The organism is Streptomyces sp. NPDC014801, from assembly GCF_043082085.1.
Taxonomy (GTDB): domain Bacteria; phylum Actinomycetota; class Actinomycetes; order Streptomycetales; family Streptomycetaceae; genus Streptomyces.
In genome coordinates this window covers 61,544-81,486 of sequence record NZ_JBIBXG010000018.1, presented here as the reverse complement: position 1 = coordinate 81,486, position 19,943 = coordinate 61,544, and the positions used below count along the sequence as shown (strand labels likewise).

Below are 19,943 nucleotides of genomic sequence, written 5' to 3'. Positions count from 1 at the left end.
CGTGAGGCCCACAATCCTCCACCTGCCTGGGGGGTCACTGGAATGCGGCGTGGATCTCCTGTTCGGTCGCGGCGTGCGAGACGAGGAGGAGTTCGTCCCCGGCCCGGAGCCGGATCGCCGGATCCGGAACGGTGGGCTGTCCGTCGCGGACGATCGTCGCGACCACCGTCCCGTCGGGCAGCCGGACGTCGGCCAGGGCTTGGCCCACCGCCCTGGACTGCGGCGTGATGGCCGTTTCGATGACGTCGACGCCGGCCTTGCTGAGCCGGAGCAGGGCGACCGTGTCGGTGGCCCCGGTGGCCTCCTCGATGAGCGAGATCAGGGGGGTGGCGGCGGGGACGGCGACGTCGACGCCCCAGCGTGCGTCGAACAGCCAGGCGTTGTCGGCGTCGTTGACCCGGGCGGCCACGCGGGGCACCGAGAAGCGCCGCTTGGCGAGCAGGCTGATGACGAGGTTGTCCTCGTCGTTGCCGGTGGTGACGACGACCAGGTCGGTGACCAGTACACCGGCGTGCTCCAGCAGGGCCGGCTCGCACGCGTCCCCCGCGACCAGCCGCACCGTCGGGAGCCGGCCCTGGAGTTCGGCGACGCGGTCGTCGTCGATGTCGACCAGCGTGACCTCGTTGCGGGCTGCGGAGAGGACCTGGGCGATCTGGGTGCCCAGGCGTCCCGCGCCCGCGATGAGCACGTTCACGTCCCCAGCTCCTTGTCCAGAAAGCCGCGCAGCCTGCCCAGCGCGGTGGCGGCGACGGCGAAGGTGACCAGGTCACCGGCGTTCGCCGGCGTGCCGTGCGCGGGGATCCGGGAACGGCCCGCGCGGGTGACCTCGACGACGCGGATCTCTCCGTCGACGTCGAATTCGGCCAGCCGGCGTCCGATGAGGTAGTCCGGCACCTCGGAGCGCACGAGCAGCGTCTCACCGTTGCCGAACTTGAGTTCCGGGCGCAGATGGCGGTGCAACAGCATCTGGTGGATCTGGTGCACCGTCCAGCCCACACTGGAGATGGTGGGGATGCCCAGCTCGCGATAGAGGTCGGCGCGCCGGGGATCGTAGAGGCGGGCGAGGACGACGGGCACCCGGTAGGTCTCCTTCGCCGTCCGCGCACTGACGATGTTGCTGTTGTCCCGGGAGGTGACGGTGACGAATGCGTCCGCATGCTCGATCCCTGTGGCCGTGAGTACGGCGCGGCTGTAGCCGTTGCCCTCGTGGAAGCGGATGCGGGGGCTGTCGGGCAGCCGCCTGGCCGCCTTGGCACGCCGGTCCACCACCTGTACGTCGTGCCCTTCCGCGGCGAGCAGACCGGCAAGAGAGGACCCCACCCGTCCGCAGCCTACGACGATCACCTTCACCGTTGGGCTCCCGTCATCCGGCGCTCGTCGCGGCGGCGCAACCACGCTTTGCGGGCCTCGTCCGCGAGCAGGGGCAGGGTGCCGAGGCCGGCCAGTACCGCCCAGTCGGCGGCGTCGAGCGGGGCGGTGTTGAAAACGGCCTGCAGCGGCGGCAGACAGCTGATCGCGACCATGAGGGCGACACCGAAGCCGCCCGCCGCCAGCAGGGCCGGATTGGACAGCAGTCCCACCGTGCGGATGCTCTGGCGCTCGCTGCGCACGGTGAGCGCGTTGAAGAACTGGCTGAGCACGATCCCGGCCTGGACCATGGTGATCGCCTCCCGGTAGGCGGGCGTTTCCTTGGTGAAGTCCTCGAACGGAATGCCCGAGGCATCGATGTGCCAGAAGAAGACGGCGGTGACGCACACCGCCTGGATGCCGCCGAGGAACACAATGCGTCCCACCACGGGGGCCGAGAAGAGCCGTTCCCGCCGTGAGCGCGGCGGGCGCTCCATCACGTCGGACTCCGGCGGTTCCGCACCCAGGGCCAGGGCGGGCAGCACATCGGAGCCCAGGTCGATCGCCAGGATCTGCACCGCGCTGATGGGCACCAGCGGGAACCCGGCGAAGGTCGCCGCCAGGATGGGGACCAGCTCCCCGAGGTTGTGGCTGAAGAGGTAGACGAGGAACTTGCGGATGTTCTGATAGACCGCCCTTCCGAGCCGCACCGCTGCGGCGATGGATGCGAACGAGTCGTCCAGCAGCACCATCGAGGCCGCCTCCCGCGCGACATCGGTGCCGGAGGCTCCCATCGCCACACCGATGTCCGCGTGCTTGAGCGCCGGGGCGTCGTTCGCTCCGTCCCCGGTGACCGCCACCACCTCGCCCCGCCGCTGGAAGGCCGTGACCACACGCATCTTGTGCTCCGGACTGACCCGGCACAGCAGCAGCTCCGACGGCTCGGCGAGCAGCGTGTCGAGCGCCTCGTCGTCCATCGTGTCCAGCCGGGCGCCCGTCACCACGACCGGATCCGGCCGCCGTACGATCCCCACCCTGCGGGCCACCGCCTCCCCGGTGAGCGGGTGGTCGCCGGTGACCATCACGATCCGGAGGCCGGCCTGCCGGCAGGCGGCGACCGCGTCGGTGACCTCCGGGCGGGGCGGGTCCAGCATGCCGACCAGGCCCAGCAGCGTCAGTCCGGACTCGGCCTCCTCCTGCGCGGGGCGGGGCTCGTCCACGTCCCGTCGTGCGACGGCCAGCACCCGCAGCCCCTGGGAGGCCAGTCCGTCGCTCGCCTGGACGACCGCCGCCCTGTCCTGTGCGGTGAGCGGCCCGCACCGGCCCTCCCAGGCCACACGGGTGCAACGCGCCAGCAGCTCCCCGGGCGCTCCCTTGACACACGCCTGGTAGCCCGTGCCCCTCTTGTGCACCGTGGTCATCAGCTTGCGGGTGGAGTCGAAGGGGTACTCCGTGGTGCGCGGAGCCGCCGCCTCCTCCGCGCCCAGGTCGAGGCCGGCCTTGGCCGCGACGACCAACAGCGCCCCCTCGGTGGTGTCGCCGAGCACCCGCCGGTGCTCCCCGCCTCCTGGGCCTTCCGCCGGAACCAGCCGGGCGTTGCAGCACAGGGCCGCCACCCGCAGCACCTCACGCACCGACGCCGCGTCGGCGACCTCACCGCTCGGCGTGTACCCCACACCGCTCACGGCGTGCGGCACGCCCTCTGCCCAGACCTGCGTGACGGTCATCTCCGCCTGGGTGAGCGTCCCGGTCTTGTCGGTGCACACCACCGTGGTCGAGCCGAGCGCCTCGACGGCGAGCAGCTGCTTGATCAAGGCCTGGCGGCGCGCCATGCGCCGTACACCGATCGCCAGCGACACGGACAGTGTCGCGGGCAGCCCTTCCGGGACCAGCGCCACCATGACCCCGAGGGCGAACACGAACAGGGTCACCATGGACTCCCCGGTGGGCAGCCGCACGGCGAACAGGAGGGCGCCGATGGCCAGGGCCGCCCCCGCCACCCGCCGGGCCATGGAGGCCACCTGGACCTGCAGCGGCGTCTTCTGCCGGGGAGCCGCCGCGGCCAGCCGGTAGATCCGCCCGAACTCGGTGGCCGCGCCGGTGGCGAAGACGACGGCCCGCCCGGAGCCGGCGACGACGTCGGTGCCCATGAAAACACAGTTGCGGGCCTCCAGCGGCGGGCCGGCCGTCACGGGTTCCGCGCTGCGCGCCACGGCGTTGCTCTCCCCGGTCAACGGTGCGTTGTTCACCTCCAGCTCATGCGCCTCGACCACCCGGCAGTCCGCCGACACCGCGTCCCCGGCCTCCAGCACCACCACGTCGCCCGGCACCAGTTCCCGGGCGGGGACCTCCAGCCGTTCACCGCCACGCACCACGCGACAGGTGTGGGGCACCATCGCCTCCAGCGCCTCGGCCGTGCGCTCGGCCGAGTACTCCTGGGCGAAGCCGATGGCGGCGTTCAACACCACGACCCCCAGGATCGCCACCGCCAGTTGCAGGGTGCCCACGTCCCGCGGCTCCTGCAGCCCGTACGCCAGGAAGGTGATCCCCGAGGCGACGATCAGCACGACCGCGAACAGGTCCGTGAACTGCGCTCCCAGCTGTCGCCACACGGCTCGGCCCTGCGCACGGGGAAGCTCGTTGGGCCCGTACCGCCCCAGCCGGGTCCGTGCCTGCGCCGCCGACAGGCCCCGCCGGGACGTGTCCAGCGAGGCGAAGACATCACCGGCGGTGAGTTCCCGCACCGGGGGAAACGGACCGGAACCGGACGTGGCACCGGCCCCTTCGTCCTTCCTCACGCCTCGCACCAGCGGGTCCGTACCCGTGCGCATCATCCACGCCCGCACAGTGGCGAGGTCCTCGTCGCCGACGGGGCCGAGCGGGTCGGGCGGAGGATGGTGGCTGAGGCTTCCATCGCGGACTCCAAGGAGGTCGGCGGGCGGGTCGCCGGCCCGGCCGCCCCCGATCGGCGGCGCTCTCTCATCGTGTGCCGGGCCGTCCGGCGCCGCCAGGGCCGTCCGGGGCAGGCTGCCGGACCGTTCGCCGGCTCACGCCGGAACCGTGATGACAGGACAGCGGGCATGGTGCAGCACGCCCTGACTCACCGAGCCCAGCAGCATGTCCGTGAACCCTCCATGCCCCCGGGTCCCCACGACCAGCCCCAGGGCGTGCTCCGAGGATTCCGTCAGTACCTGCACCGGGTGGCCACGGACGACTTCGTGATGCAGCTCCACCTCCGGGTGCGTCGCGGTACGGCCCGCGACCGTCTCCGCCAGCACACGGCGGCACTCCCGCACAGCCGCGTCCTCGTCCAGCACGCCGAGGAGCGGCGGATGCCACACGTACACGGCCCGCAGGAGCGCCCCACGCAGGGCCGCCTCCTCGAACGCCATGTCCACGGCCGCAGCCGAATGCGGACTGCCGTCGACACCGACGACGAAGTACGCGGGCTGCTGGGTGACGTGCTCCGGCTCCGGTACGACGGCGACCGGGCAGGGAGCGTGGGCGGTGAGCGGCAGCGCCACGGAGGCGGAGGAGAACATCTCGCGCCGCCTGCTCAGGTGCCAGGAGCCCACCACGACCAGGGCGGCTGTCCGAGCCTCCTCACGGAGGACCCACGCGGGCTCTCCTTCCGCCAGAAGCGTCGACACCTCCACCGCCGGCCGCCGGGACTCGACGAAGCCGGCAGCCTCCTCGAGTGTCTGCTCACCCAGACCGTGCAGCGCCCTGTTCCACTCCTCCCAGGAGGGGCGCACCTCCCCCGAGCGGTACCCGCGGGTCGGTACGCCCTGGGCGTGGACGAGCCGGAGCGGCAAGCCCCGCCGGTCCGCCTCGTCGGCGGCCCAGGCCAGCGCCAGCCGTTTCGAACGATCGGGGTCGACGCCCACCACGATCGGCCGACGCCCGTCCGCACCGTTCATGATGCCTCCAGCAGTTCTCCGCGCCGCCGGGCTGCTCGCTGTGCTTCCAGCCTCACCCCTGCCGGCGAGGCCCGCCACGTGGGTGTGCCGGGTCTCGAAGCGGGGCGCCGCATCCTGGCGGAGGGTGAAGGCGCGAAGGCGGACATGCGCTGCGTGAGCTGGTGGAGGGGACACTGGTCAAGGCCGGGCAGCGGCCCCGCGGAGCCGTGCCGGCTGGAGAGAACGCGAAGGTCACCGCCGGTGACCGCTGGTGATGCTGAAGATCGAGTCAGGCACCGCTCGCTCGTCGTGGTCGGCAGCCGCGGACTGGGCGGTTGACGGCGCTCCGGCGGGCGCGGATGCCGTCGAGTGCGTTTTCACCGGAGCGTCACTGCGCGGCGTGGGCCTGCTCGCGCTCCACGTGTGGGAAACGTGGAGCGCGCGGGCCGTCTCAAGCCCTGGACGGGAGTCTGGCCCGTGACAAGAGCGCCATCCTCGGATCGCCGTGGAGCCTCGCCTGGCGCCTGCCGGATTCGCCGGCCCTGATCGGGGCCGGCCGTGAGGCGCAGCTGGTCGTGGCCGGCGCTCGCGGCCGCGGCGGCTTCACGGGGCTCCCGCTCGGCTCGGTGGGTCAGGCCCTGGTGGACTCCGTTGCCGTGGTCCGTGGCAACGAAGGGCAGTGCCCGCGATGACGACGACTGACCCCCGTCGAACCTGCCCGACCGCGTCACCCAAGACCGCGCGAAACTCAGACCACGAAGTTCGACCGCCGCACCGACTCACAGAGGCCGGCCATCCCCACGCTGACTACGGCTGCTTCGTACTCGCGCACGGCATCGACGCCTACAGTGATATCCGAGGAAAATCCGCCGCCCTGGCGTCGGACCATTCACCACTCCCCCAGCGGCCATGACCACTCCTTGAGAAGCCGCCCCACTCCACCGACTACTCCTCCCTCCCGCCTGCGGTGGGTCCGATGACGAGCCGGTCATGTCCCGATGCCGTGGGCGAGCAGGCTGTCGGCGGTCTCCGCGATGGTGTCCTCGATGGGGCGCGCCCGCCACCCCAGGAGGCGTTCCGCCTTGGCGCTCGTGGCGTCGAGATTCCGGCCGAGCTGGTGCCGCAGCAGCCGCAGTTCGGGGTTGACGATACCCAGCGCGCGCGTGAGCCACACGGGCAGCTCACGGGTCGGGGCCTTCGCGGCGCGCTCGCCCAGGCGGTCGTGCAGAACGCGTGCGATGTCGACGAGGCGCAGGCTGTGCCCGGCGATCGCGAGAGAGCGCTCGCCGTCGGCTGCCGGATGGGTCATCGCGCGCAGGTGCAGGTCCGCCACGTCACGCACGTCGACGTAGCCCATCCCGAAGGGAGGGCAGGCAGGGACCCGTCCCTCGAGCATCCTGCGCACCAGGCGCAGGGACGGCGGATCGTCAGGGCCGAGGAGGGGTCCGAGGACCCCCACGGGATGCACCGCCGAGAGTTGCAGACCACCGCCTTCGTCCTCGACGAACTGCCAGGCGGCGCGCTCGGCGAGCGTCTTGGACCGCTGGTACGGCGGGATGTCGCCGTCGACGTTGGTCCAGTCCGCCTCGCTGAACGGAGTGGAGCGCGGGGGGTGGCCGATGCCGATGGCACCGAAGGCGCTCGTCAGGACGACCCGGCGCACCCCGGCGTCGCGGGAGGCGCGCAGTACCCGCAGGACGCCTTCCCGTGCCGGGAGCACCATCTCGTCGTCGTTCGCCGGCGTACCGCGCAGGGTCGGTGAGGCTACGTGCAGGACGAAGTCGCAGTCGGCGACGGCGTCGTCCCAACCGTCGGGGTGTTGCAGGTCCGCGCGCACCACGGTGAGACGCTCGTCGTCGAACGGCTTGGCTGCGTGCAGCCAGGAGCGCAGTGCCGGCGCGCGCCGCAGGTCGCGGACCGTGGTGCGTACGGCGTGTCCGGCGTCGAGCAGGCTCAGGATGCACCAGCTCCCGATGAATCCTGTCCCTCCGGTGACCAGTACCTGTGTCATCTGTGTCTCCTCAGTTGGCGACTTGTGCTCGGGGCGGTGACGGCGACCGCGTCGCACGAAGTCGCCGGGTGGCGGCCAGGCTGCTTCCCAGGAGGGCGTGGCCGATCATGATGGGGTAGATCACGGCGCGCTCGAACATGCCCATGCTCGACATCCAGCCGGTGGACACGTCGGCCATGAAGAGGGGGAACGCGGTCAGTCCGGTGGTGCCGAGCACGGTGATCGTGATCGACCGGCTTCTGCCGAGACCGATCCGGGATCCGACGGTTCCGACGGCGATCGCCATGATGTTGCCGGCGAGCATGACACCCTGCGCGCCGAAGGTGTGGAACGGGATCAGACGGGCTACTTCGCGACCTGTCCGAACGCGGTCTGTGCCGGGCCGGTCAGGCCGAGGTGACTGACCCAGTTGTACGGGGGCTATTACGGCGGGTTCTGCCATGCGGCGGCGGTGCTGAACTCGGCGAGCCAGGACACGAGCGGGCCGAGGAGGATGAGGAGGGCTCCGGCGCGGGCGGCTGCGCGGAGCGGACGATGGGGTTCATGAAGGGGCCATGCCGGGGACGCGCCTGCGGATGGCCTCCAGTTCGGCCTCGTCGGAGATGCCCTGCCAGTCGTAGCGCGGCGTGTACGGGGCTTCCAGGGCGCGCACCTCGTCGTCGGTGAGCTCGATGTCGAGGGAGGCCACGGCCTCGTCGATCTGCCGGATCGAACCGGCCCCGACCAGGGGCGCGGTGACGACCGGCTGGCGGCGCAGCCAGGCGAGCGCGACCTGTGCGCGGGTGACTCCGTGAGCGTCCGCCACCTGTCCGACCGCGTCGGTGATCGCGCGGTTGGAGGACTCCTGCGCGGGCGAGTAGAGCATGTCCGCGTAGGCGCCGTCCGTCTCGGAGCGCACCGTCGAGCGGGCGTCGTCCCAGGCGCGGGCGAGGCGGCCGCGGGCCAGGGGGGACCAGATGATCGTGCCGACCCCCTCGTCCAGGCACAGCGGGATCATCTCCCGCTCCTCCTCACGGGCGAGCAGGTTGTAGTGGTTCTGCATGGACACGAAGCGCGCCCAGCCGTTCTGCTTCTGCAGGTGCAGCGCCTTGGCGAACTCCCACGCGTGCATGGACGAGGCACCGAGGTAGCGGACCTTGCCGGCCTTCACGAGGTCGCTGAGCGCCTCCAGCGTCTCCTCCCACGGGGTGGCGTGGTCGTTGCGGTGGATCTGGTAGAGGTCGATGTAGTCCGTGCCGAGGCGGCGCAGGGAGTGGTCGACCTCGGTCATGACCGCCTTCCGCGACAGACCACGGCCATTGGGACCGGGCCGCATCGGGTGCCGGAACTTGGTGGCGATCACCACCTCGTCGCGGTCGGCGAAATCGTTGAGCGCGCGGCCGAGGATCTCCTCGCTGGAGCCGTACGAGTACAGGTTCGCGGTGTCGAAGAAGTTGATCCCCGCCTCCAGCGCGTGCTTGATGAGCGGGCGCGCCTCCTCCTCGCCCTTCGACCAGACGGGATGACCCCGGTCGGGCTCGCCGTAGGTCATGGCGCCGATCGCGATCGGTGAGACGTCCAGGCCGGTGGAGCCAAGCTTGATGTAGCGCATGATGCCCCTCTAAAGTAAGCGGAGAACTCTCCGGATACCGTAGTGGAGAGCTCTCCACTTAGCAAGGTGAGGTCCCGTGGTCCGTTCAGACGCTCGCGAGAACAGAGCGCGCATCCTGGCAGCCGCCCGCGAGGCGTTCGCCGAGGACAGCGCCACGTCGATGAACCAGGTCGCCCAGCGTGCCGGCGTCGGCGCGGGCACGCTGTACCGCAACTTCCCCACCCGCGAGGCGCTGGTCCTGGCCGTCTACCAGGACGAGGTCACACGCATCGTCGGCACCGTGCCCGACCTGCTGGCCGACATGCCCCCGCTCGAAGCGCTGCGCCGATGGACGACCGACCTCGTCGAGGCCATGCGAAGGAAACACGGTCTCGGCGACGCGCTCAGCCCCAGCGCACACCAGGCGATCAGCGAGCAGAGCTACGGACCGGTCATCGCCGCGATCACACAGATCCTCGACGCCGGCAAGAAGAACGGAAGCATCCGCACGGACGCCGACCCCGGCGACTTCCTCCAGCTCACCGGCGCACTCTGGCGCGCCGCGTCCAGCCCCGAAGACCGGGCACCACGGATGCTCGCGCTCATCCTCGACGGACTGCGCACCCAATCCCAGCGCTAGGGGGGCTCGTCGGAACCCTGCCGACGGCTTCCCCTCCGGACGAGCGCCGCAGGGAGGGCCCGCGGCGCTCGTCCGGCCGACTGCTCAGTACGTGCGTGCGAGGAGATCCTGCGACAGGGTCCACAGGCGTCGGGCGTTGTCCGGGTCGACGGCGTACCGGGCGACGCCGTGCAGGGTGCCGGAGCGGCGGTCGACGACCTCTGTCTCGTTGCAGTCGACGAAGTAGCGGCCGCCGACGCCTTCGAGGAGAGGTGAGACGGCAAGGAGCACGGAGGTCGCCGCACCCTGTTGGACGGTCTTGATGAGGTGAGCGGGGACTCTGCCGCTGCCGCGGCCGCCGGTGTGACGCTGCAGATTCGTGTAGATGGCGCCGGGCATGAGGGCGTTGGCGGTGATGTTGTCATCGGCCCAGCGGCGGGTGGCTTCGACCGCGAAGAGGACGTTCGCGGTCTTGGACTGGCCGTAGGCGAGCCACGGGTCATAGGGGCGGAAGGCGAAGTTGACGTCATCCCACACGATCGGTGACCGCTGATGGCCCGCTGAACTCACCACGACGATGCGCGCGTTGCCGTCGGCGGCCAGAGCGTCGTGGAGGCCGGTGGCCAGGGCGAAGTGACCGAGGTGGTTGGTGGCGAACTGCCATTCCCATCCCTGTTCGGTGTACTGCTCGGGGCAGGCCATGACGCCCGCGTTGTTCACCAGGACGTGCAGCGGGCCCCGCCAGGCGGCGGCGAAGGCGGCGACCGACGCGGGATCGACCAGGTCGAGGGGCGCGACACGCACCTCCTGATTGCCGGTCGACTCGGTGATGTCCTCGGCGACACGCTTACCCGCCGTCACATCCCGCACGGCGAGGGTGACAGCCGCGCCCGTGGCGGCCAGGGCCCGGGCCGTTTCGGCTCCGAGGCCGGAGGAGGCGCCGGTGACCACCGCACGACGGCCGGTCAGATCGATGCCTTCCGAGACTTCCGCTGCGGTGCTGGAGAAACCGAACGGGGTGGTGAGGGAACCCATGAATGAACTCCTGCGGTGTGCTGCAGAGCGAGTGGACGGCCTGTCAAGGGGTGAGCATCCGGTCCTGTTCGACCGGGGGCGTGCCGCCGCGCCAGGGCAGGGCCTTGCCGAAACGGACCAACTCGCCGTACAAGGCGGGGTCGACGCCGTCGGTGAAGATCAGGTCGAGCAGGGCCTCGGCGGCCTGGGCCGGTGACTGGGCCTGGCTGTAGTCGCTGAACCAGGGGCGCGACGTGGCGGTGTCGACCATGCCGGGGCACACGGCCGCGATCAAAGTCCCGGTGGCAAGGTCGTGCTTGCGGCGCTCGGCGGCGACCGCGCGGACGGCGGCGACCTGCGCCACCTTCGAGGGCACGTTCAGCCAGACGGGCCAGCCCGCCTCCTGTGCGGTGCCGTGGTGGAGGGCGCTGCGCCAGGACTCTACGGCGTACTGAACCTGGTCGAGGCTCGCGCCGTCGAACAGGTGGTGGAGCCCAGGGCTGAGGTGGCCGAGGGTGCCCAGGCTGCTGGCCACGACGAGCAGCCGGCCGCCCGGCCGCAGGACTGGTCCGAAGGAACGCAGGACCGCATGGGTGGCGATGTTGGAGACGTCGATGAACTCGTCCGCCCGCTCCGCCTGCGGCTCGTCGGGCAACAGGCGTGCGACCGCGTTGGAGACGACGACGTCTGCTCCTCCGAACCGGGCCCGGACCTCTTCGGCGAGACGGGCGATGGCATCGGTGTCGGTGACGTCCAGGACCCGGCCCTCGACTCGGGCACGCGTGCCGGGCAGTCCTGTGACCTCGCGTGCGGCGTCCGCCACCCGCTGGGGGTTCCGGCCGGTGAGCAGGACGAGGTCGTTCGGGTTCATGCGGGCGGCCAGTCCTTCGACGAGGGCGCGGCCGAGCCCCTGGTTGGCGCCCGTGACCAGGGCGGTGCGCGAAGCAGTCATGCACGCCACGCTAGGAGCCCGCGATCCATGAGTCCAACGAAAGTTTTTCACGTGTGGTATGCGTAAACGTCATGGACTTCACGGATGTGTCGTTGACCGCCCTGCGCGTCTTCCGCGCCGTCGCCGAGCAGGGGACCTTCACGGCAGCCGCCGCGTCGCTGGGCTACACGCAGTCGGCGGTGTCCCGCCAGATCGCGGCGATCGAACGGGCGGCGGGTACCGAACTGCTGGAGCGGCGGCGCCAGGGAGTACGGCTCACCGCAGCCGGCCGCGTCGTCATGAACCGCGCCACGATCGTGCTCGACCAGGTCGAAGCGACCGCACGCGAACTGTCCGGCCTGCCCGGTCAGACCGGGACCGTCCGCCTGGGATGGTTCCCCAGCGCGGGGGCGGTGCTGGTGCCGCGGGCCCTTGCCGCCCTCCGCCGGACAGACCCCGACCTGCACGTCGTCGGCCGGGAGGGAAGCACGCCGGCGCTGGTGCGCGCCCTGCGGGCCGGCAGTCTCGATCTGGCCCTGCTCGCCTCCGCGCCGCCGTTCAGGCCGCCGGACACGGAAACGCCGCCGCTCGCCCTGCAGACCCTCACCGAACGGGCCCTGCGTCTGGCGTTGCCGGCCACCCACCCGCTCGCCCGCGGCGACTTCGTCGACGTGGCCGACCTGCGCGGGCAGCGCTGGATCGCAGGCTCCTCCTCGGGAGAAGAGCGGCTGATGGGTGTGTGGCCGGGCCTGGACGAGCGGCCCGACATCGCGCACACCGCGCGTGACTGGCTCGCCAAGCTCCACCTCGTCGCGGCCGGCTTGGGACTGACGACCGTGCCTGCCACCCTCGCCCCGGCCGCACCACCGGGCGTACGCATCCTCCCCGTCCGAGGCGGCCCCCAGGAACAACGCCGGCTGCTCCTGGCCCGACTCCCCCAGTCGCCGAGTATGCCGGTCACACGCGTGGCGGCCGCTCTGCGCGCCGCAGCCCTCGACGCAGACACGCCCACTCCGCGCTCCTCGCCACCGGACGGCCCAACGCCAACCGCACCCTGACCGTCCCCGAGCCGCCACCCTCCACCCGAACCCGCCCAAGGGGCCGCCCTCAGCCCCGAGACGGTGCGCACTCCTGGTGCCCAGGCCGCGCCACTGGGTCCCGTCCACACATCAGACACCCATGACAGGGCCGAGAAGGTGGTAACGGATCAGGACGCCGACCCCGAAGGCTTCCCCGCCGGGGAGGACTCCACTGGGCCGTTGCCTCTGTTTCCGTGAGCGGTTCACGAGCGGTGGCTCCGGTCTCCGTTCTCAGGGCCGGCCGCTGCCGCCCGCCGAGCGCAGTTCCTCGATCCATTCCACGGCCGCCCGGGCGTTCAACAGTCCGAACCGGATCGGAGGTTGGCCCGTCACCTTGATCTCCAGTTCGCCGTGGCTCGCCGCCTTCACGGACCGCACCTGGGACCACGCGAACTCCCCGCCCTGCCCGTACGGCGGCGTGTGGACCAGCCCGGCGGGCGTGACGGCGAGCCGACCGCGATCGAACTGAACGCTTCCCTCGGCACGCATCGTCTCGTCAAGGTCGACCTGGATGGCCGGAATGATCCGGTCGTCGATCTCTTCGAACAGCCGGGCCATGCGCCGCACGTGCAGCAGAGTGATCGGCCCGGCGGCCGCAGTGATCCAGATCGTGCCCTGCTCGTAGGTGCGGGTGGTCCGGGTTTGGCCGGCCCCCAGTCGCTCGTCCCGGTAGCTCTCCGGGGTGTACTCGGTGGCCCGGATGTCGTCCCAGCGGATGATGCGATCCGGCCCGGCCTCGGCGTCGAGGAGCAGACCACCCTGACACACCAACACGGCCTGCAGTCCCTGGACCGGTGCCAGGCGCCCATACGCGATCCCGGCCGCGATCGCCACGACGACGGCCGCCGCCAGGGGCCACCACGTGCCGACGGCCACACCGGCGCCCATGCCGATGGCCAAGGCCGCACCGCCGATCCACGCCTGCATCGCCAGCGTCACCGGCCGGTACCGCGGGTGCACCGCGACCACTTCACCCAGGCCGGCCTTCGTTGCCGTCGCCTCGTATTCGTCCGGGCTACTCATGTCAACTCCCCTTGTTGCACAGGCGATCGCGACCATAACCGATCTGGAGCAGGTCATGTCCCAAGGCGACCCAAGACACCGCTTCTGATGGCGTGATCGTTCGTTGAGCCGTGCGTGACGGATCTGGTGGAGCGGTTGGTGCCAGACGAGTCGGGACGCTGTTCCGGCGGGTGGTGCCGCCGACGGAGGTCATACGTCCGCAGGGCATGACGTAGGCGTTGCCCAGTCGGGGATGTCGAAGACGTCGCGCAGCACCTGGTCGCTGCAGCCACGTAGATGCCGGATGCCATGGCGATGCGACGCTGCCCGGAGGGGACGGCGCACAGGGCGATGGCATGGGCGGTGCGGCGGCCCCAGACAGGCGCAGGCGGGGAGAGTGGCGGTCGCTGTCGTCATGACGTGCGTGCCGGCCCGGCGAGGGGCGGCCGCGCGTCGTCTGCTGCGGCGGACCGTATCCGCCTTGCGCAGGAGGCGCGCCTGCCGAGTGCAGACCTCAGGAGGACTCAATGACGGGACGAGGGTTTGCGTTCGCCGGTCTGCACCAGTTCCTCCATCCGCTGCTCTCCCACATCGACCGCCTGGAGGCCGGCCACCGGCAGGTGTTCGACGTCGTCTTCGGCGGCAGCGAGGCCTCACCTCCCTCGGTCATGCCCCTCGGCATCGCCGTGCTCGATCTGCTCGCGCTCGCCGCACAGCGGCCCCTCCTGCTGATGCTCGACGACGGCCAGTGGCTCGACACCTCCGGCATCAGTACCGCAGCGGCCTCCACGGCCTCCGGTCTTCCGCCGCCCGAGGACCTCAGACAGTGCTCGGGCAGTTCCTCACTGTTCGGGCAGTCGCTGTGCCAACTCCTTGGCCTCGCTGGGTCCGGTGGCTTTGGTGGTGATGCCGGCAGCGTCCACGCGGAAGAACACGTACGGGTGCCCGTCGAGGATGCGGGTGATCCGCTGGTCGTTGAAGGTGCACATCCGGGTCAGTGACGTGCCGGGCTTGAGCGGTGGGACGGTGAACGAGCAGTCCCCTACAGGGTCCTTGATCGCGTCCGGGGACGTGAAGTCGCCCGTGCCGTAGAGCGTGACGGTGATCTTCTCGCCGATGGTGTGGGTGGAGGAGTCGTTGCGCACCCGCACCGGCACCCGCACGGGAAGGCAGGCCCCTCGCGCGCACGGTGTCACCTCTTCAGGCAGCGTTACGTCCAGGCCGTCGTGGATGCTGTTGGTGGTCACGGTGGCCGGGATGCTTCGCAGGGCGGCGGCGAGATCGGCGTAGGCATCCTTGGCGCCGGCCTGTGTGACGGTGAGTTGCGCATCGCTGGCCCAGCCGTCGCCGGAGTAGCCGAGAAGATGGTGGGGTGCTCGCGCGGTGAACCAGTACGAGCCGTCCGGTTCGCCCTCCAGCCCGCTGACCCCTCCGTCCATGTCGAAGCGGAGGGCGTCGCCTGGCACGCCGGCCGGACGTGGGCGCGGTGCGGGGCTGTCGCTGGGGGCAGCGCGCCAGTCGGGGGTTGTCGAGGAGCTGTGCGGGTCGTCCAGGGGGTCACTCGGTATGGGGCTTGGCGGGGTGTAGGCGGACAGGCGGGTGGCGAGCTGTGCAGGGACCAGGCGGTTCAGGTCGAGGCCGAAATCCTGAGGGTCGTCTTCCTGTGCGACCCATTGGCCGGCCAGGTCGGTGATGGGGATGAGGGATTGGTTCATCCTGCGCCAGAAGTCGGCGCCTGCTTTGATGAACTGGTGTTTCTCGTCCAGCTGGAGAACCTGGGCGCCGGCGCCGCTGACGGTGATGGTGCCGAACACCTCGCCGTGGCCGAGCGCGCGCAGGTCTGCTGTCACGTCGGCGTCGTCCGGCTGGAGGGTGTCCGGGTCGAGTTTCCCGATGCCGGCTCGCCAGGTGCCTTTCCAGTGCAGGGCGGAAGTCTTGCGTATCGGCTGGATCAGGTCGCTCATCGACGGGACATCGTCGGATGTGTCCCCACCGGGCGAGGTGCAGCTTGCCAGCGCGGCGACCAGTACGGTCACCGCCGTGACGGCCGAGAAGGCGTACCGCCGACGCCAGGTGGCACGCATGGACAGCAGGTTCCTCCTCACCGGTGCATGCCTCCTTCGGTCTGTGACGTCGGCGCGGGACGATACCCGCGAACCATCCTTCACCCAGCCCGTCTGGGGCGACCACAGCTCTTTCATCACTCTTGCCGCCTGATCGATAACCTTTGTTCTATGGAAGGCGTTCCGGATGGACACCAGCCGTCTCCGGAGGAGGACGGCCTCGAGCTCCTGGGCGGCGACCGGGATCCCAGCACCCACCAGCTCCGTCTGTTCCTCACGCTGGCACAGGAGCTGCACTTCGGCCGGGCGGCAGCCCGGCTGTTCATGAGCCAGCCCACCCTCAGCAGACAGATCCGGCTGCTGGAGAGGAAGCTGGGAGTCACCCTGCTCGACCGGACCAGCCGGTCGGTGGCACTCACACCCGCCGGCCGGGCGCTCGTCCCCGAGGCCCGGGAAGCGGTGTGGGCCATGGCCCGGTTACGGCGCCGCGCCGCCGAGCACGCGCGACAGGTGCGCGGCCACCTGGTTCTCGGGTTCATCGCAGGCGAGGCGGCGATGCCCTACACCCACACCATCCTCGGTGAACTCCGTAGACGCCAGCCGCGCATCACGGTGGAACTGCGCGCACTGTCGTTCGGCAACCAGTTCGAGGCACTGGGGAACGGCGACGTACACGCAGCCCTGCTCAGGTTCCCGCTGCCGCGTGCGCTGCGTACGATCCGGCTGGCCACCGAACCCAGGGTGGCCTGCCTGCCATCGGCGGACCGCCTGGCCTCCCTCCCCACCGAGCGGCCCGTCAGCCTCGCAGACCTCGCGGACCACTTGGTGGTCGACATGCCGACACAGGCGCCGCGCGACTGGTGGGACGACTGGGCCGTCAACCCGCGCCCGGACGGTTCGCCCGTACGTTTCGGTCCCGTGGCCGCGGACATCGAGAGCCTGCTGCACATCGTCGCGCGCGGCCAGGCCATCAGCTTCTTGCCTGCCGCCGCGCGCTGTCTGTACCCACGCTCCGGAGTCACCTACGTGGACGTGGCCGACGCGCCCCAGTCCACGGCCGCTCTCGCCTGGATGCCCACCACCCAGGAACGGCCGGTCCTGTCCGCCCTGCTGGAGACAGCCCGCACAGTGATCACGCCGACGACGGCGTGAACATGCACGCCGTCGCCGTCATCACCTTCAGCGCCGGGCGATCCGTACGAGACCACGTCCACACCACGGGCGGCGGCCCGTCCTCCGGACGCCACGGGAAGGCCGGCTCCGGCTCCGGCTCCGGCTCCGGCTCCGGAATCGTGCCGTCCCTCGACTGGACGCAGCGCGCCCCCGGCCTCCACGATCCGCGGCTTCAACACCGCGCCACAGAAGGTCACCCCACACGTCACCCCCCGCGACGGATCGCGTCACCGTTCCCCGGCATTCGTGTCGGACGCGAGCCCGGGACCGGTGCGGCGGCCTCTGTGTCGTGGGCCTGGGCGGCTGCGGAGCGTTCCCCGTGTTCGCGGCAATTGCCTCCGTCCAGCAAGCGCTCGGCCAGAGCGAGGGCGTCCTGCGTCTTGGCGTGGGACGTGCCGAGCCGGCTGTTCAGGATCCGTGCGCCTCGGCGCGCGAGGGCCGCCGCGGTCGGGTCGCCCAGCGCGTGCACGGCCCGGGCCTTGAGGAGCAGGGCGTACCCGATGTACAGGTGGTCCGGCGCGTAACTGGCCTCGCGGATCCGTAGCGCCCGGGAGATCAGCGGCACGGCCACGGCGTGGTCGCCCAGGTCGAGGTGGACACTGGCCAGGGCTATCAGGTCGAAGCTCACGTACGGGTCGTCCGGCCCGTACGCCGCCTCGTCGATCCGCAGCGCCCGTTCGGCCAGGGGCACCGCCGCCTCGTGATCACCGAGGAGGTGGCGGATCCGGGCCAGGGTGGCCAGGTCCGTCGCGATGGCCGGACTGTCCGCCGGCAGACAGGACTCGTGCAGTTCCAGCGCACGTTCCGCCAGCGGACGGGCCCGCTCCGGAGCGCCGCGGTCCCGGTGGATCTGCGCCAGGGTGATCAGGTCGAAGCCGATCTCCGCGTCCCGCTGTCCGAGCGATTCGTCGATCGCGAGAGCCCGATCGCACAGGGGCAGTGCCACCGAGTGCTCCCCGATCGAGAGGAGGAAGGCGGACGCCAGCCGCAGCAGCGTCGCCGCCTGGGCAGCGCACTCGGCCGGCGGCTCGTCCTTGATCACCGCGAGCACGTGCGGGAGCAGTTCCTGCCATCGCGACGGCGCCTGCGGGTCACCGTGGATGTCGTGCGGCACGGCCGCGAGCAGCGCTCGGCACAGCCGCGTGCGCGCGTCGGTGAGCACGTCGTCCGGCATCGCGGCGCGGATGGCGGCCTGCACCAGGCGGTGCAGCACCAGGGAGGACGCGCCGCGCCGGGCGAGCCCCAGGCCGGCCAGAGCGCCGACCGTCGTGTCCCACGCCACCGGGTCGGCAGCCGCCGCGATCAGCGGTTCCTTGCCGTCACCGAACAGGTCCAGCGGGATCGGCTCCGGTGCCAGCAGCGCACACAGTTCCAGCAGCCGCATGGCCTGCGGCCGCCGGCTCTGCAGCTTGCGCACGCTGAGCTGCCACAGGGTCGCGACCACCACCGCGGGCCGGTCGGTCAGTTCCCCCAGCGCGATCATGTCCTCCAGCCGCGAAGCCAGCAGAGCCAGGTACTCCGCGGGCGCGGTGTGGTGGTAGTCCATGTACCCGGCCGCCTGCTCCAGTGCCAGCGGCAGGTCCCCCAGGTGCTCGGCGATCCGGTCCGCCACCGCTGCGGTCATGCCGGACACCCGCCGGGTCAGCAGCTCCACCGCCTCCTGCCTCGAGAAGACGTCCAGGTCGACGACGCCGGCTCTGCCCGACCAGCCGCGCAGCCTGGTCGTGACGATGAGATGGCCGCCGCTGCCCGCATCACCCGACGGCAGCGCGTCCAGGAGCGTGCCGGGTCTCTCACCGTTGTCGAAGATGATCAGCCAGGGCCGGTGGTCCCGCAGTTCGCCGTAGACCCGGGGGACGACCTGTTCCGAGGTCACCTCCGCCAGTCCCAGCTCCCGGGCCAGCGAAGCGAACTGCGAGGGCACCAGATCGGGGTCCTCGGCGTCCACGAACGCCACGAACCGGTATTTCGACCGGTAGAGGTAGGCATACTCGACCGCGAGCTGTGTCTTGCCGACGCCGCCCAGCCCGTGCACGACCTGCATCGCGCCCTCGGCGTCCGAGGTCAGGCGCTGCCGTAACTCGCGCAAGGTGGCGTCGCGGCCGGTGAAGTGGGTGTTGCGCGGCGGAAGCCGGTAGGTCGCCGGACGGTGGCGCGGACCCGGAAGGCGGGCCGCCGGCGCTCGGTCCTTTCCGCCAGCGGTCTCGAACAGGTCGGTGAGCGTGGCGTGGTCGCTCCGCAGCCGCGCGAGTTCCTCCTCGCAGGAGAGGTCGATCCGGCGGGCGTGCGCGGCGCGGACGCAGGCGGTCACAAAGGCCGCGACCCGCTCCCAGGGCGGCGGTCTGCTGAACTTGCCCGCCAGCAGGTCCGACAGCGACGACCGGGTGAGGACCTTGTGCTCGTCGTGGGCCAGCAACAGCGCCTGGGCCGGTGAGCCCGCGGACGCGCGCAACCGCTGCAACCGGTTGACGAACCAGCTTTGTGGTGAGCCAGGTTCCCTCATGTACGCGGTTTTCCCCCGCTCCGCTCTCCGGAACCGTCCGGACTCCGGAGCCCTCGGACGCGGCGCGTCCAGCGGAAACGACCAGCTGATCCGGGCTCCTCCGGGACCACCGCGCCCGAGCGGCGCCACCCGTCAACGTGGACGGCGGCACGGACAGCACTCAACGACCTGAACTCCACGAGGGGATCAACCATGGAACTCAAGGCAAGCCTCACCCGACTCGCCGGCGCGGGGGCGGCGCTCGCATGCGGTGCGGCGCTGCTGGTCGGCGGAACGGCCTCGGCCCAGGCGGCGGCCGTGAACTACCAGGTGATCAACGGCAACAGCAGCAACTCCTGCCTCCAGGTCAACATCTCGGGCGGCAAGGGCGACCTGGTACTCGGCACCTGCGACCGCAGTGCGAAGCAGGTGTGGCAGATCAGCGGCGGCGTCTTCAGGAACCCGGCGTCGGGCCACTGCCTCGACGGGAACGGCACGGACGTCTACACGTTCCCCTGCAACGGCGGCGCGTACCAGAAGTGGACGACCACGTCCGGCAGCCCGAAGTCCATCCAGCACAACTGGAGCGGCAAGTACCTGGACGCGAACGGACGGGTGGGGGCCACGGTCGTCTTCCAGCCCACCATCAGCACGGCGTCCCGCTGGGTGATCGACCCGGTATGACCCCGCGGCCGACCCTGTGAGCCGGGCGGGCCGCCCTCACCGGCGGCCCGCCACCCTGCAACCTCCACG

The 19,943-nt window shown here is 71.1% G+C and carries 16 protein-coding genes and 1 pseudogene; 5 read left to right on the top strand and 12 right to left on the bottom strand.

What is annotated here, in order from left to right; translation table 11 throughout:
- Positions 1 to 34: 34 nt before the first annotated feature.
- The 7 genes from ACF1AL_RS35695 to ACF1AL_RS35665 form a co-directional block, all read right to left on the bottom strand.
- Positions 35 to 694, bottom strand: coding sequence for a potassium channel family protein (locus ACF1AL_RS35695; protein ID WP_391780827.1), 660 nt, complete (start codon positions 692 to 694; stop codon positions 35 to 37).
- Complete coding sequence (locus tag ACF1AL_RS35690) at positions 691 to 1,350, bottom strand: potassium channel family protein (RefSeq protein ID WP_391780826.1); 660 nt, start codon at positions 1,348 to 1,350, stop codon at positions 691 to 693. The genes ACF1AL_RS35695 and ACF1AL_RS35690 overlap by 4 nt, the downstream gene beginning before the upstream one ends.
- Positions 1,347 to 4,145, bottom strand: coding sequence for a cation-translocating P-type ATPase (locus tag ACF1AL_RS35685; protein WP_391780825.1), 2,799 nt, complete (start codon positions 4,143 to 4,145; stop codon positions 1,347 to 1,349). The genes ACF1AL_RS35690 and ACF1AL_RS35685 overlap by 4 nt, the downstream gene beginning before the upstream one ends.
- Before the next feature lie 249 nt (positions 4,146 to 4,394).
- Entirely contained in the window at positions 4,395 to 5,267 is an 873-nt protein-coding gene (locus ACF1AL_RS35680; protein ID WP_391780824.1) for a universal stress protein, read from the bottom strand.
- A gap of 967 nt (positions 5,268 to 6,234) precedes the next feature.
- The gene (locus ACF1AL_RS35675; protein ID WP_391780823.1) at positions 6,235 to 7,257 is read right to left on the bottom strand and encodes an SDR family oxidoreductase; all 1,023 of its coding nucleotides are present in this window, start codon (positions 7,255 to 7,257) and stop codon (positions 6,235 to 6,237) included.
- Between the two features lie 10 nt (positions 7,258 to 7,267).
- Entirely contained in the window at positions 7,268 to 7,561 is a 294-nt protein-coding gene (locus ACF1AL_RS35670; protein ID WP_391780822.1) for a hypothetical protein, read from the bottom strand.
- A gap of 237 nt (positions 7,562 to 7,798) precedes the next feature.
- Complete coding sequence (locus tag ACF1AL_RS35665; RefSeq protein ID WP_391780821.1) at positions 7,799 to 8,848, bottom strand: aldo/keto reductase; 1,050 nt, start codon at positions 8,846 to 8,848, stop codon at positions 7,799 to 7,801.
- A 76-nt stretch (positions 8,849 to 8,924) separates the two neighbouring features.
- Here ACF1AL_RS35665 and ACF1AL_RS35660 point away from each other — a divergent pair, with 76 nt between their 5' ends.
- Entirely contained in the window at positions 8,925 to 9,467 is a 543-nt protein-coding gene (locus tag ACF1AL_RS35660) for a TetR/AcrR family transcriptional regulator (RefSeq protein WP_391780820.1), read from the top strand.
- Positions 9,468 to 9,551: 84 nt separating this feature from the next.
- On the opposite strand, the gene ACF1AL_RS35655 is transcribed toward ACF1AL_RS35660, so the two are convergent.
- Both ACF1AL_RS35655 and ACF1AL_RS35650 read right to left on the bottom strand, forming a co-directional pair.
- Complete coding sequence (locus ACF1AL_RS35655) at positions 9,552 to 10,481, bottom strand: SDR family NAD(P)-dependent oxidoreductase (protein WP_391780819.1); 930 nt, start codon at positions 10,479 to 10,481, stop codon at positions 9,552 to 9,554.
- Between the two features lie 43 nt (positions 10,482 to 10,524).
- Positions 10,525 to 11,412 (bottom strand): SDR family NAD(P)-dependent oxidoreductase, encoded by an 888-nt coding sequence (locus ACF1AL_RS35650; RefSeq protein ID WP_391780818.1) that lies wholly within the window; start codon positions 11,410 to 11,412, stop codon positions 10,525 to 10,527.
- A 71-nt stretch (positions 11,413 to 11,483) separates the two neighbouring features.
- Here ACF1AL_RS35650 and ACF1AL_RS35645 point away from each other — a divergent pair, with 71 nt between their 5' ends.
- On the top strand, positions 11,484 to 12,449 hold the full coding sequence (locus tag ACF1AL_RS35645) for a LysR family transcriptional regulator (protein ID WP_391780817.1): 966 nt from the start codon (positions 11,484 to 11,486) through the stop codon (positions 12,447 to 12,449).
- A gap of 252 nt (positions 12,450 to 12,701) precedes the next feature.
- On the opposite strand, the gene ACF1AL_RS35640 is transcribed toward ACF1AL_RS35645, so the two are convergent.
- A complete protein-coding gene (locus ACF1AL_RS35640; RefSeq protein WP_391780816.1) occupies positions 12,702 to 13,493 on the bottom strand; it encodes a hypothetical protein in 792 nt (263 codons plus the stop codon).
- Positions 13,494 to 14,020: 527 nt separating this feature from the next.
- On the opposite strand from ACF1AL_RS35640, the pseudogene ACF1AL_RS35635 reads away from it, so the two are divergent.
- Positions 14,021 to 14,236 (top strand): annotated as a pseudogene (locus ACF1AL_RS35635) (hypothetical protein); the annotation flags it as partial.
- Positions 14,237 to 14,314: 78 nt separating this feature from the next.
- Here the strand turns inward: ACF1AL_RS35635 and ACF1AL_RS35630 are convergent.
- Positions 14,315 to 15,556, bottom strand: a complete 1,242-nt coding sequence (locus ACF1AL_RS35630) for a hypothetical protein (RefSeq protein WP_391780815.1) — start codon at positions 15,554 to 15,556, stop codon at positions 14,315 to 14,317.
- A 150-nt stretch (positions 15,557 to 15,706) separates the two neighbouring features.
- On the opposite strand from ACF1AL_RS35630, the gene ACF1AL_RS35625 reads away from it, so the two are divergent.
- On the top strand, positions 15,707 to 16,687 hold the full coding sequence (locus tag ACF1AL_RS35625; RefSeq protein ID WP_391780814.1) for a LysR family transcriptional regulator: 981 nt from the start codon (positions 15,707 to 15,709) through the stop codon (positions 16,685 to 16,687).
- Between the two features lie 226 nt (positions 16,688 to 16,913).
- Here ACF1AL_RS35625 and fxsT read toward each other — a convergent pair whose 3' ends face one another.
- Positions 16,914 to 19,211 (bottom strand): FxSxx-COOH system tetratricopeptide repeat protein, encoded by a 2,298-nt coding sequence (gene fxsT / locus ACF1AL_RS35620; protein WP_391780813.1) that lies wholly within the window; start codon positions 19,209 to 19,211, stop codon positions 16,914 to 16,916.
- 192 nt (positions 19,212 to 19,403) lie between these two features.
- Between fxsT and ACF1AL_RS35615 the strand changes: the two genes are divergently transcribed.
- Positions 19,404 to 19,874: a ricin-type beta-trefoil lectin domain protein gene (locus tag ACF1AL_RS35615; RefSeq protein WP_391780812.1), complete on the top strand. Its 471-nt coding sequence runs from the start codon at positions 19,404 to 19,406 to the stop codon at positions 19,872 to 19,874.
- Positions 19,875 to 19,943 lie beyond the last annotated feature (69 nt).